Annotated in this window: 8 protein-coding genes; 3 read left to right on the top strand and 5 right to left on the bottom strand. The window is 71.2% G+C overall.

All coding sequences use genetic code 11. The features are described 5' to 3' along the window. Positions 1-461 precede the first annotated feature (461 nt). From ABZ883_RS31245 to ABZ883_RS31235, 3 genes are all read left to right on the top strand, one after another. A complete protein-coding gene (locus tag ABZ883_RS31245; protein WP_360912048.1) occupies positions 462-1,712 on the top strand; it encodes a glycosyltransferase family 2 protein in 1,251 nt (416 codons plus the stop codon). 69 nt (positions 1,713-1,781) lie between these two features. Next, complete coding sequence (gene wecB, locus ABZ883_RS31240) at positions 1,782-3,005, top strand: UDP-N-acetylglucosamine 2-epimerase (non-hydrolyzing) (protein WP_360912045.1); 1,224 nt, start codon at positions 1,782-1,784, stop codon at positions 3,003-3,005. After that, complete coding sequence (locus ABZ883_RS31235) at positions 3,002-3,715, top strand: calcium-binding protein (protein WP_360912042.1); 714 nt, start codon at positions 3,002-3,004, stop codon at positions 3,713-3,715. The genes wecB and ABZ883_RS31235 overlap by 4 nt, the downstream gene beginning before the upstream one ends. 67 nt (positions 3,716-3,782) lie before the next feature. On the opposite strand, the gene ABZ883_RS31230 is transcribed toward ABZ883_RS31235, so the two are convergent. The 5 genes from ABZ883_RS31230 to ABZ883_RS31210 form a co-directional block, all read right to left on the bottom strand. Beyond that, positions 3,783-5,243: a glutamate synthase subunit beta gene (locus tag ABZ883_RS31230; protein ID WP_360912040.1), complete on the bottom strand. Its 1,461-nt coding sequence runs from the start codon at positions 5,241-5,243 to the stop codon at positions 3,783-3,785. Then, positions 5,236-9,777 (bottom strand): glutamate synthase large subunit, encoded by a 4,542-nt coding sequence (gltB, locus tag ABZ883_RS31225; protein ID WP_360912168.1) that lies wholly within the window; start codon positions 9,775-9,777, stop codon positions 5,236-5,238. The genes ABZ883_RS31230 and gltB overlap by 8 nt, the downstream gene beginning before the upstream one ends. Before the next feature lie 345 nt (positions 9,778-10,122). Beyond that, the gene (locus tag ABZ883_RS31220) at positions 10,123-10,863 is read right to left on the bottom strand and encodes a VIT1/CCC1 transporter family protein (protein ID WP_360912038.1); all 741 of its coding nucleotides are present in this window, start codon (positions 10,861-10,863) and stop codon (positions 10,123-10,125) included. 184 nt (positions 10,864-11,047) lie between these two features. Beyond that, positions 11,048-12,109 carry a prolipoprotein diacylglyceryl transferase gene (lgt, locus tag ABZ883_RS31215; protein ID WP_360912036.1) on the bottom strand — a complete coding sequence of 354 codons (1,062 nt, stop codon included), beginning with the start codon at positions 12,107-12,109 and terminating at the stop codon, positions 11,048-11,050. A gap of 86 nt (positions 12,110-12,195) precedes the next feature. Then, complete coding sequence (locus ABZ883_RS31210) at positions 12,196-13,119, bottom strand: thioredoxin domain-containing protein (RefSeq protein ID WP_360912034.1); 924 nt, start codon at positions 13,117-13,119, stop codon at positions 12,196-12,198. Between the last annotated feature and the right edge of the window lie 6 nt (positions 13,120-13,125).

Raw genomic sequence — 13,125 nt, 5'->3', positions numbered from 1 at the left:
AACCGGATCATCGGATGTGCATCCCGTTCGATTATCCATTCCATTACCGCGGCCAATCCCACCCGGACGGGTGAATTACCTTCTCCCCCGACCCACCTCACCTGCGAGAACGCAAGGCTTACCAGGCGCCCTCTCCCACGGCTGACGCCATCGCGGATGATCGTCTAAAAGTATCTGCTAACTTCCGTGAGGGAGTTTCGGCCCGACTGTGGAGCCGAAGCGCATTGGGGGGACTCACTCATGTACGGAAGGCCCGCACTGGGCACAATGCTGCCGCTTGCCGGTATGGCATCGGCGACGAGAACCGTCCCTGGCATTCCTTTCGCCAGGGCTTTACAAATAGCAGCAGGAATGGGCTTCCTGCTGTACTGCCTGATCGCGTTCGGTCTGCTGACCGCCCGATGGTGGCTGCGCCGGCCCACCGGCCGGACCTCGGCCCCGCGGCTCCCCGGGAGCGGCGGATGATCTCCCGGATCCCGTTGTGGGCCGCCACCTCGCTGATCGTGATGGCCGGCGCCTACAACACCGTGCTCTTCCTGCTCTCCAGACGGCGGATCCGCCGATCCCGACGCCCCGGCACACCCCGCTTCTACGTCTTCCTGCTGGCCTGCCTCAACGAGGAGAAGGTCATCGGCGAGAGCCTGGCGCGCATCACCTCACTGCCCGCCGACAGCTTCGTCGCCCTGGTCATCGACGACGCCTCCGACGACCGCACGGCCGATGTCGTCCGCGCCGCCGACCCCGGCGGCGAACGGGTCTGGCTCTACCGGCGTCAACTGCCCGACGCCCGGCGCGGCAAGGGCGCCGCGCTCAACGCCGGCGTACGGCACCTGCGGTCCTCGGGACTGCTCGGCGGCCGCGACCCGCGGGACGTGATCATCTGCGTCGTCGACGCCGACGGCCGGCTGGACCCGCACACCCTGCAGTCCGTTGACCCGTACTTCGACGACCCGGGCACCGGCGCCGTCCAGATCGGCGTCCGGATGTACAACCGCCACCTCGGCCTGCTCGCCCGGCTCCAGGACATGGAGTTCGTCGTCTACGGCGACGTCTTCCAGAGCGCCCGGCGCTTCATCGGCAGCGTCGGCATGGGCGGCAACGGGCAGTTCATGCGGCTGTCCGCGCTGGAGTCGCTGGGCGGCGCGGGCCCGTGGAGCGACAGCCTCACCGAGGACCTCGACCTGGGCGTCCGGCTGATCGCCCGCGGCTGGCGCAACCAGTACTGCACCACCGCGGCGGTCTCCCAGCAGGCCGTGCTCGACGTGCGCCGGCTGGTGCGGCAGCGCTCCCGCTGGTTCCAGGGCCACCTCCAGTCGGCCAACCTCGTTCCGCTGATCCTGCGCGAGGTCGCCACCCGGCCGGCCCTGGACCTGCTCTACCACCTGTCCAGCCCGGTGCTGATCCTGCTGACCTCGCTGCTGCCGCTCTCCTTCCTCATCGCTCTCGCCGGCACCGCCGTCGCCTCCGTGCGGGCGGGCCACTCGCTCGTCTCGCCGATGTGGCTGCTCGGCCCGTACGTGCTCTCCTTCACCGCGGCCTATGTGTACGGGTTCGTCTACGCCAAGCGCGAGCGCACCCTCGGGCTGCTGCGCTCGGTCCTGGTCGCGCACGTGTTCATCCTCTACGGCTACATCTGGTTCGCCGCCGGATGGTGGGGCCTGTGGCGGATGGTCACCGGAAAGCGCACCTGGCTGAAGACCGCCCGCACCTGACGCGCACCGCGCGTTCCCCTCGCTCATCAGCACACCGACACAGACCGCCACACCGTCCCAGGGGGATCCATGTCCGCATACTCCGCCGATGCGCCCGAAGTGCCGGGCACCATCCGCGCGATGCTCGTTCTCGGCACCAGGCCGGAGGTGATCAAGCTGGCCCCGGTGGCCCGCGCGATGGCCGCCTCCGACCTCTTCGAACCCCTGGTGGTCACCACCGGGCAGCACCGCGAGATGCTCCACCAGATGCTGGACCTGCTGCGGGTCCCGGCCAGGACCGGTCTGGACGTGATGCGCGAGCGTCAGCAGCTGTCCGAACTGACCGCCCGTCTGGTGGAGGGCCTGGGCGAGGTGATCCGGGGCGACCGCCCCGACCTGGTCGTCGTCCAGGGCGACACCACCACCGCGCTGGCCGGCGCGCTGGCCGCCTTCTACGAGCGGGTACCGGTCGCCCATGTCGAGGCGGGCCTGCGCACCGGTGTCCTCGACAACCCCTTCCCCGAGGAGCTCAACCGGCGCCTCATCGGGCGCATCGCGCGCTGGCACTTCGCGCCCACGGCCCGGGCCGCCGGCCATCTGCGCGCCGAAGGGACCCCGGACACCCAGGTGTTCGTCACCGGCAACACCGTCATCGACAACCTGCTGTGGGTGATCGGCGAGGGCGTGGGCCGCAGCGCCTTCCCCGGCACCGGCCGCCGCCGGGTGCTGCTGACGCTGCACCGCAGGGAGAACCAGGGCGAGCGCATGCGCGCGATGGGCAGGGCGCTGCGCCGGCTCGGCGAGCGCGGCGACGTGGAGATCCTGCTGCCGCTGCACAAGAGCCCGGCCGTCCGCGACGCGCTGCTCCCCGAACTGACCGGCCATCACGCGGTGCATGTCGTCGAGCCGCTGGGCTACCCGGACTTCGCGGCGACCCTCGCCGACAGCGACCTGGTGCTCACCGACTCCGGCGGCATCCAGGAGGAGGCGCCGAGCCTCGGCAAGCCCGCCCTGGTGCTGCGTACGACCACCGAGCGGCCCGAGGCCGTCGAGGTGGGCGCGGCCCGGCTCATCGGCACCGACCCCGAGGCGATCCTCGGCGCGGCGACGCGGCTGCTGGACGACCCGGCGGAGTACCACCGCATGGCGACCGCGGGCAATCCCTTCGGCGACGGCCTCGCCGCCGACCGCATCCTCGCGCAACTGGCGGAGGACTTCGGGGAGTTCGGGGCCGACGTGCGCGGTGACGCGCTGCGCGGCGAACTCGCCGCGGCCGCTTCGCCGCAGGCCGCGGAGCCGTACTCCCGGGCATGACCACCGCGCCCCGGTTCCTGATGTCCCGGCCCCTCCCCCGCCCGCGGCGGAGGGGCCGCCGGCCTGCCGGGATCGCGCTGGCGGTGCTGCTGCTGGTGACGGGCGGCGTCGTGTACGCCTGCACCCGGCCCGGCGCGGCGGTCCCCGGCTGGGAGGACGGCTCGGTGCACGGGCGCTGGCTGTCGGTGTACGACGGGTACGGCGACAACCGCGGCGACGACACCTCGCTGACGCTCACCCCGGCCGCCTCGACCCGCCCCGACGAGACGCACGCCGGACTGGTGGTCACCACCGAGCGGTACGCCGACGTGGCGTACACCGCGCGCATGCGGGCCCTGCGCCGGCTGCGCTCCCCCGCGCCCAACCCGTGGGAGGTGCCCTGGCTGGTGTGGGGGTACGGCGACCCCGAGCACTTCTACTACGTCACCCTCAAGCCCAACGGCTGGGAGCTGGGCAAGCGCGACCCCGCCTACCCCGGCGGCCAGCGCTTCCTGGCGACCGGGCCGGCGCCGTTCCCGCCCGGCCCGTGGTACGAGGTCGGGGTGGAGCAGCGCGGCGCCGTGGTCACGGTCACCGTGGGCGGGCGCTTCCTGACCTCGTTCACCGACGCCGAACGGCCCTACGTCAGCGGCAGCGTGGGCGCCTACACCGAGGACGCGCAGGCCGCGTTCGCCGGCATGCAAGTGCGGCGCCTGCCCTCGGCCGGGTAGTGAGGGCAGACGCCGCCTTCCGTTCCGTACGCCGTTGTACGGGACAGCTCTCTTCTCCGCGGGACGCTCAGACCGTCAGCGGCCGGTCCGTCGGGCGGATCGGGGCGGGCAGGATGCTGGCGCCGGTGAGGAAGCGGTCCACCGCGCGGGCGGCGGAGCGGCCCTCGGCGATGGCCCACACGATCAGCGACTGGCCGCGCCCGGCGTCGCCGGCGACGAAGACGCCCTCGACGTTGGTGGCGAAGTCCTTGTCGCGGGCCACGTTGCCGCGGGCGTCCATCTCCAGACCCAGCTGCTCGGCCAGCCCGTTCTGCTGGTCGGTGCCGGTGAAGCCCATGGCCAGCGTCACCAGGTCGGCCGGGATGACCTTCTCGGTACCCGGCTGCGGGACGAACTTCCCGTCCTGGAAGACGACCTCGACCAGGTGCAGCGCCGTGACGTTGCCCTGCTCGTCGCCCTCGAACCGCACGGTGTTAACGGCGTAGACCCGCTCGCCGCCCTCCTCGTGGGCCGAGGTGATCTTGTACGTCATCGGCATCGTCGGCCAGGGCTGGTGCGCCGGGCGGTCGTCGGACGGCCGCGGCATGATCTCCAGCTGGGTGACCGACAGGGCGCCCTGGCGGTGGGCGGTGCCGACGCAGTCCGCGCCGGTGTCGCCGCCGCCGATGACGACCACGTGCTTGCCCGCCGCGCTGATCGGCGGGGTGACGAAGTCGCCCTCCTGCACCTTGTTCGCCAGCGGCAGGTACTCCATGGCCTGGTAGACGCCCTTGAGTTCGCGCCCCTCGGCCGACAGGTCCCGCCACTGGGTGGCGCCTGCGGCGATGACGACCGCGTCGTACCGCTTGCGCAGCTTCGCGCCGTCGATGTCGCGGCCGATCTCCACACCGGTGCGGAACTTGGTGCCCTCCGCGCGCATCTGCTCGATGCGCCGGTTGATGTGCCGCTTCTCCATCTTGAACTCGGGGATGCCGTAGCGCAGCAGGCCGCCGATGCGGTCGGCGCGCTCGTACACCGCGACCGTGTGGCCGGCCCGGGTCAGCTGCTGGGCGGCGGCCAGGCCCGCCGGGCCCGAGCCGATGACGGCGACGGTCTTGCCGGAGAGCCGGTCCGGGGGCTGCGGCGTGACGTCGCCGCTGTCCCAGGCCTTGTCGATGATGGTGACCTCGACGTTCTTGATGGTCACCGCGGGCTGGTTGATGCCGAGCACGCAGGCGGACTCGCAGGGCGCCGGGCACAGGCGGCCGGTGAACTCCGGGAAGTTGTTGGTCGCGTGCAGGCGCTCGCTGGCGGCCTTCCAGTCCTGGCGGTAGGCGTAGTCGTTCCACTCGGGGATCAGGTTCCCCAGCGGACACCCGTTGTGGCAGAACGGGATGCCGCAGTCCATGCAGCGTCCGGCCTGCTCGCTGATGATCGGCAGCAGCCCGCCGGGAACGTAGACCTCGTTCCAGTCCCGCTTGCGCTCCTCGACCGGCCGGGTCGGAGCGGTCTCGCGGGGCGTGGTGAGGAAGCCCTTCGGGTCAGCCATTTGCCGCCTCCATCATCTTCGCGGTGGTCTCGGACTCGGAGAGCCCGGCCTGCTCGGCGGCGTTCTTGGCGGCGAGCACTGCCTTGTAGTCCCTCGGCATGACCTTGCCGAAGCGGGTCAGGGTGTTCCCCCAGTCGGCGAGGAGCTTCTCGGCCACCGTCGAGCCGGTCTCCTCGTGGTGGCGGCGCACCACGTCGTGCAGCCACTTGATGTCGTCCGCGTCCAGGTCCTCGACGTTCACCATGCCGGTGTTGACGCATGCCGGGTCGAGGTCGAGGACGTAGGCGATGCCACCGGACATGCCGGCCGCGAAGTTGCGTCCCGTCGGGCCGAGCACGAGCGCCCGGCCGCCCGTCATGTACTCGCAGCCGTGGTCGCCCACGCCCTCGGACACCACCGTGGCACCGGAGTTGCGGACGCAGAACCGCTCGCCGGTGGTGCCCCGCAGGAACAGCTCACCGCCGGTGGCGCCGTACGCGATGGTGTTGCCGGCGATGGTCGAGTACTCGGCCAGGTGGTCGGCACCGCGGTCCGGGCGGACGACGATGCGGCCGCCCGACAGGCCCTTGCCGACGTAGTCGTTGGCGTCGCCCTCCAGGCGCAGGGTGATGCCCTTGGGGAGGAAGGCGCCGAAGGACTGGCCGGCCGAGCCGGTCAGCGTGATGTCGATGGTGTCGTCGGGCAGACCCGCGCCGCCGTACTTCTTGGTCACCTCGTGGCCGAGCATGGTGCCGACCGTGCGGTGCACATTGCGGATCCCGATCTGGGCGCGCACCGGGTCTCCGGTGTGCAGCGCCTCGCCGGCCAGCTCGATGAGCTGCTGGTCCAGCGCCTTGTCCAGGCCGTGGTCCTGCTCGGTGGTGCGGTGCAGGGCGGCACCCTCGGGCAGGTCGGGCACGTGGAAGAGCGGGGCGAGGTCCATGCCCTGCGCCTTCCAGTGGTCGACGGCCGCGGTGGTGTCGATCAGCTCGGCGTGGCCGACGGCCTCCTCGATCGAGCGGAAGCCCAGCTCGGCCAGCAGCTCGCGGACCTCCTGCGCGATGAACTCGAAGAAGTTCACCACGTACTCGGCCTTGCCGGAGAAGCGGTCGCGCAGCACCGGGTTCTGGGTCGCGATGCCGACCGGGCAGGTGTCCAGGTGGCACACGCGCATCATCACGCAGCCGGAGACCACCAGCGGCGCGGTCGCGAAGCCGAACTCCTCGGCGCCCAGCAGGGCGGCGACGACCACGTCGCGGCCGGTCTTGAGCTGGCCGTCGGTCTGCACCACGATCCGGTCGCGCAGCCCGTTGAGCAGCAGCGTCTGCTGCGTCTCGGCCAGGCCCAGCTCCCAGGGACCGCCCGCGTGCTTCAGGGAGGTCAGCGGGGAGGCGCCCGTGCCGCCGTCGTGGCCGGAGATCAGCACCACGTCGGCATGGGCCTTGGAGACGCCCGCCGCGACCGTGCCGACGCCGACCTCGGACACCAGCTTCACGTGGATGCGGGCGGCCGGGTTGGCGTTCTTGAGGTCGTGGATCAGCTGCGCCAGGTCCTCGATGGAGTAGATGTCGTGGTGCGGCGGCGGCGAGATCAGACCGACACCGGGGGTGCTGTGCCGGGTCCTGCCGATCCACGGGTAGACCTTGTGGCCGGGCAGCTGGCCGCCCTCGCCGGGCTTGGCGCCCTGGGCCATCTTGATCTGGATGTCGTCCGCGTTGACCAGGTACTCCGAGGTCACACCGAAGCGGCCGGAGGCCACCTGCTTGATCGCGGAGCGGCGCTCCGGGTCGTACAGGCGGTCCGGGTCCTCGCCGCCCTCGCCGGTGTTGGACTTGCCGCCGAGCTGGTTCATGGCGATGGCCAGCGTCTCGTGCGCCTCGCGCGAGATGGAGCCGTACGACATGGCGCCGGTGGAGAAGCGCTTGACGATCTCGGAGACCGGCTCGACCTCCTCGACGGGGATCGCGGGGCGCTCGCCGTCCTTGAAGCGGAACAGGCCGCGCAGCGTCATCAGCCGCTCGGACTGCTCGTTCACCCGCTGCGTGTACTGCTGGAAAATGTCGTAGCGGCGGGAGCGGGTGGCGTGCTGGAGCCGGAAGACCGTGTCGGGGTCGAACAGGTGCGGCTCGCCCTCGCGGCGCCACTGGTACTCGCCGCCGATCTCCAGCCGGCGGTGCGCGGGTGCGATGCCGGAGGCGGGGTACGCCTTGGCGTGGCGGGCCGCGACCTCCTGGGCGACCACGTCGATCCCGGCGCCGCCGATCTTGCTGGTGGTGCCGTGGAAGTAGGTGTCGACGAACTCGCCGTCCAGGCCGATCGCCTCGAAGACCTGCGCGCCGCGGTAGGAGGCGACGGTGGAGATGCCCATCTTGGACATCACCTTCAGCACGCCCTTGCCCAGCGCCTTGATCAGGTTCTTGATGGCCGTCTCGGGCTCGATGCCGGAGATGAAGGTGCCCGCGCGCAACAGGTCCTCGACCGACTCCATGGCCAGGTACGGGTTGACCGCGGCGGCGCCGTAACCGATGAGCAGGGCGACGTGGTGGACCTCGCGGACGTCGCCGGCCTCGACCAGCAGGCCCACCTGGGTGCGCTGCTTGGTGCGGATGAGGTGGTGGTGGACGGCCGAGGTGAGCAGCAGCGACGGGATCGGCGCGTGCTCGGCGTCGGAGTGCCGGTCGGACAGCACGATGAAGCGGGCGCCGGCCTCTATGGCTGCGTCGGCCTCGGCGCAGATCTCGGTGAGCCGCGCGGCCAGCGCCTCGCCGCCGCCGGAGACCCGGTACAGGCCCGACAGGGTCGCGGCCTTCAGGCCCGGCAGGTCGCCGTCGGCGTTGATGTGGATGAGCTTGGCCAACTCGTCGTTGTCGATCACCGGAAACGGCATGGTGATGTTGCGACAGGAGGCCGGCGAGGGCTCCAGCAGGTTGCCGGACGGGCCGACGGCGCTGATCAGCGACGTGACCAGCTCCTCCCGGATGGCGTCCAGCGGCGGGTTCGTGACCTGCGCGAACAGCTGGGTGAAGTAGTCGAAGAGCAGCCGGGGCCGCTCGGACAGCGCCGCGATCGGCGAGTCGGTGCCCATGGAGCCCAGCGGCTCGCCGCCGGTCTTGGCCATCGGCGCCAGGATGACGCGCAGCTCCTCCTCGGTGTAGCCGAAGGTCTGCTGGCGGCGGGTGACCGAGGCGTGCGTGTGCACGATGTGCTCGCGCTCGGGCAGGTCGTCGAGGTGGATCAGGCCGGCGTCCAGCCACTCCCCGTACGGGTGCTCGGCCGCGAGCTGCGACTTGATCTCGTCGTCCTCGATGATCCGGTGCCGGACGGTGTCGACCAGGAACATCTTCCCGGGCTGCAGCCGGCCCTTGCGGACGATCCGCTCCGGGGCGATGTCGTCCAGGACGCCGGACTCCGAGGCGAGCACGACCAGGCCGTCGTCGGTGACCCAGTAGCGGCCGGGGCGCAGGCCGTTGCGGTCCAGGACCGCGCCGACGACGGAGCCGTCGGTGAAGGTCACGCAGGCCGGGCCGTCCCAGGGCTCCATGAGGGTGGAGTGGTAGCGGTAGAAGGCACGGCGGGCCGGGTCCATCGAGCCGTGGTTCTCCCACGCCTCGGGGATCATCATCAGCACGCTGTGCGGCAGCGAGCGGCCGCCGAGGTGCAGCAGCTCCAGCACCTCGTCGAAGGTCGCCGTGTCGGAGGCGTCCGGGGTACAGACCGGGAAGATCCGCTCCAGGTCCCCGCTGAACAGCTCCGAGGCCAGCTGCGACTCGCGGGCGCGCATCCAGTTGCGGTTGCCCTTGACGGTGTTGATCTCACCGTTGTGGGCGACGAAGCGGTACGGGTGCGCCAGCGGCCAGCTGGGGAAGGTGTTGGTGGAGAAGCGCGAGTGGACCAGGGCGATGGCCGTGGCGACGCGCGGGTCGGACAGGTCGGGGAAGAAGGGCTCCAGCTGGCCGGTGGTCAGCATGCCCTTGTAGACGACCGTCCGGGCGGACAGCGACGGGAAGTAGACGTCCGCCTCGCGCTCGGCGCGCTTGCGCAGCACGAAGGACGGGCGGTCGAGCTCGATCCCGGCCCTCGCGGCGTCCTGTGCGTCGGCGACGAAGAGCTGCGAGAAGTACGGCATCGTCGAGCGCGCGGTGGCACCCAGGCCCGCGGCGTCGGTCGGGACCTCGCGCCAGCCGAGGACGGTGAGGCCCTCCTCGGCGGCGATGCGCTCGATGGACTCGACGGCCTTGCGGCGGTCCTCGTCCTCGACGGGCAGGAAGGCCATGCCGACGGCATAGTGGCCGGCGTCCGGCAGCTCGAAGCCGCGCTCGGCGGCGACCTCGCGCAGGAACACGTCCGGGATCTGCATCAGGATGCCCGCGCCGTCGCCGGAGTCCGGCTCGGAGCCGGTGGCCCCGCGGTGCTCCAGGTTGCGCAGCACCGTCAGCGCCTGCTCCACGAGCGCGTGGTCGGCCTCGCCGGTGAGGGTGGCCACGAAGCCGACGCCGCACGCGTCGTGCTCGTTGCGGGGGTCGTACAGCCCCTGGGCGGCGGGACGCCCGTCCATGTGGGCCCGGCCGGAACCGGAGGCGGCGGCCTGGAGGTGTGTAGGCCGGTGCAGAACAGGACGCATCTGGTCGGCTCTCCCGTCGTCGTCATCTGGCATATGCATGCGCGCTAGGGACGACGTTGGCCCTCTGCGATTTCGTGCAGGTTACATGATGGCCCGATGACCGAAAAGTGGATAGCGGATTCCATCATGTGGACTAAGCAGCGCTACGAGCAGGCAGTTCGGGGCCAGCATCGCTCACGTGAGACGCAGGCGACACTGCCCGCGGCGCCACAGACTGATGCCCTGTGTTGGTCGCGCTGAAACGAGCGGGTAACAAGTGGTTCGTGGCTCGGTCCCGCCTCAGCCGACGGCGGTTCCGAAAAGCGCGCCCAGAACGAAGGTAACCCCGGCGGCCGCTCCGCCCAAGACAAGTTGCCGCAAACCGCTGAACCACCAGCTGCGTGCCGTCACACGGGCCACAGCCGCACCGCAGAGGAACAGCCCGATCAGCGCCACGACCACCGCGGGCCACACCACGGTGGCGCCCAGCAGGTAGGGCAGCACCGGGAGCAGCGCGCCGATGCCGAAGGACAGGAAGGACGAGCCCGCCGCCACCAGCGGCGACGGCAGGTCGCCCGGGTCGATGCCCAGCTCCTCGCGGGCGTGGATCTCCAGCGCCTGCTCCGGGTCCCGGGACATCTGCCGGGCCACCTCGTAGGCGAGCTCCGGCTCCACGCCGCGCGCGACGTACAGCTCGGCGAGCTCCCGCAGCTCGTCCTTCGGATGACGGCGCAGCTCCCGGCGCTCTATGGCGAGCTCCGCCTCGACCAGCTCGCGCTGGGAGGCCACGGAGGTGTACTCGCCCGCCGCCATCGAGAACGCGCCCGCGGTCAGACCGGCCAGCCCGGTGATCACGATGGTCGACGGGGCGACATTGCCGCCCGCGACGCCGGTCATCAGCGCGAGGTTGGAGACCAGGCCGTCCATCGCGCCGAACACCGCGGGCCGCAGCCAGCCGCCGCTCACATCACGATGGGTGTGGTGCGCGACGTGATAGGGAGCGTTCCGCTCCAGTTCGCTGCTCTCCACGGCTGCCGACATGGCCCGCGTTCTCCTTCCCGCGGGTGGCGACCGCCCGCGTCCTCCCTGGGAACGCCTCGACCGTACGCCCGGATTCCCTGCGTTTCCAGCAAGGAAAGCCTCCCCTACCTGCGGAAACGACCGCGGCGCCGCCCGGGGACGTGCCCCTGGCGGCGCCGCGGTACGGCGTCGGTGTCTGCCGGGATCAGCCGTTCTTGGCGGACTCGGCCCGGGCCGTGGCCCCGGCCTCCGCCGACTCCTGCGGCTCGTCGTCCTCGGCGGCTGCGTCGGTCGCGTGGGTCGTGTCGGTCCCCTCGGCATCGGCGGCCTCGGGCTTGGTCAGATCGGTCTTGCCGTCCTTGCCGGCCTCGGCACCCTTGTCGGCCTCGGCACCCTTGCCGTCCTTGCCGTCCTTGTCCTCCGCCTCGCCCTCGGTGGCGGGCGCCGGCTCGACGTTCTCCTCACGGCCCGGACGGAGCCGCGCGGAGACGATCATGTAAGCGACGGCCCCGGCGAAGACGACGATCGACGTCCAGTCGTTGAGCCGCAGACCCAGGATGTGGTGGGCGTCGTCGACGCGCAGGTACTCGATCCAGAAGCGGCCTACGGTGTACGCCGCGACGTACAGCGCGAAGGCACGGCCATGGCCGAGCTTGAAGCGGCGGTCGGCCCAGATCACCAGCAGGGCCACGCCCACGCACCACAGGGACTCGTACAGGAACGTCGGGTGGTACGTGGCGACGCCCAGGCTGTCCGCCGGCCGGTGGGCGCTGTCGATCTTCAGCCCCCACGGCAGGTCGGTCGGCCGTCCGTAGAGCTCCTGGTTGAACCAGTTGCCCCAGCGGCCGATGGCCTGGGCGAAGGCGATGCCGGGGGCGACGGCGTCGGCGTACGCGGGCAGCGAGATGCCCCGGCGCCGGCAGCCGATCCACGCGCCCAGGGCGCCGAGGGCGATCGCGCCCCAGATACCGAGGCCGCCCTCCCAGATCTTGAACGCGTTCACCCAGTGCTTGCCCTCACCGAAGTAGAGCTCGTAACTGGTGATCACGTGGTAGAGACGGCCACCGACCAGACCGAACGGCACCGCCCAGACGGCGATGTCCGCGATCGTGGTCTTCTGTCCGCCGCGGGCGGCCCATCGCCTGCCGCCGAGCCAGACGGCTACGAAGACACCGATGATGATGCAGAAGGCATAGCCGCGCAGCGGTACAGGTCCGAGGTGGATCACCCCGCGCGACGGGCTGGGAATGAAGGCGATGAATTCCATGGCACGACCGACGCTACCGTGCCGGGCGGGTACGGCGGGCACCCGCCCGGCAACGGCTGAATAACGGGCTGCTGTACCGGCGGGCCTCAGCCGGTCGCCGAGGGGGTCGCCGGCTTGCTCGCGGGCGGGCTCGCGGGGGCGGAGGAGGCCGGGGCGGACGCCGTGCCGGACGCGGCGGCCGAGCCGCTCGCCGGGGCACTGGGCGGGGTCGCGCTCGGGGTGACCGTGCCGGGCTTCTTGCCCTTGTTGGCCTCGGCGACCATCTGCTCCAGCTTCTGCGGGGTCAGCGGCGCCGCCTCGGCCCCGTAGATGTTCTTCCCGTTGAGCAGCACGGTCGGGGTGGAGTTGAAACCGGACGACGAGAAGGCGCTGTTGTTCTTGTTCACCCAGTCGTCGTACGTGCCCTTGTTCACGCAGGTGGTGAAGGCCGGGGTCACCAGCCCGGGCACCTGGCCGGCGAGCTGCAGCAGGTAGGGCTTGCTCGCGAACTTGTCGTCCTGCTCCGGCGGCTGGTTCCGGTAGAGCACGTCGTGGTACGCGCGGAACTTGTTCTGGTCCTGCGCGCAGGCCGCCGCATTGGCCGCGTTGAGCGAGCCCGTGCCGCCCAGGTTGCCGTCGATGATCCGGACCAGGTGGTAGTCCACCTTCAGTTGGCCCTTGTCCTCCAAGGCGTGCACGGTGTCGCGGTAGCCCTGCTCGAAGGCGCCGCAGGCCGGGCAGCGGAAGTCCTCGTACACGGTCAGCGTGGACGGTGCGTCGCTCGCGCCGGTGGGGATGACGAGCTTGTTCTCGCCCGTCGCGCCCGCCGGGGAGACTGCCGCGGCCTCCTCGGAGTCGCCCCCGCTGTTGGCCACCAGGACCCCGATGACGGCGCCGATCACCAGGACCCCGACCACGGACCCGGCGACGATCGCCGTCCTCTTGCGCTTCTGGCGGCGCTGGTCCTGCGCACGCTGCTCCTGCAGCCGCTCGCGGGCGGTGCGCTTTCCTTCACGGTTCTTCTCGCTCACACCCCG

The organism is Streptomyces sp. NPDC046977, from assembly GCF_040644455.1.
Lineage (GTDB): Bacteria > Actinomycetota > Actinomycetes > Streptomycetales > Streptomycetaceae > Actinacidiphila.
This window is presented reverse-complemented; position numbering and strand designations above follow the sequence as displayed.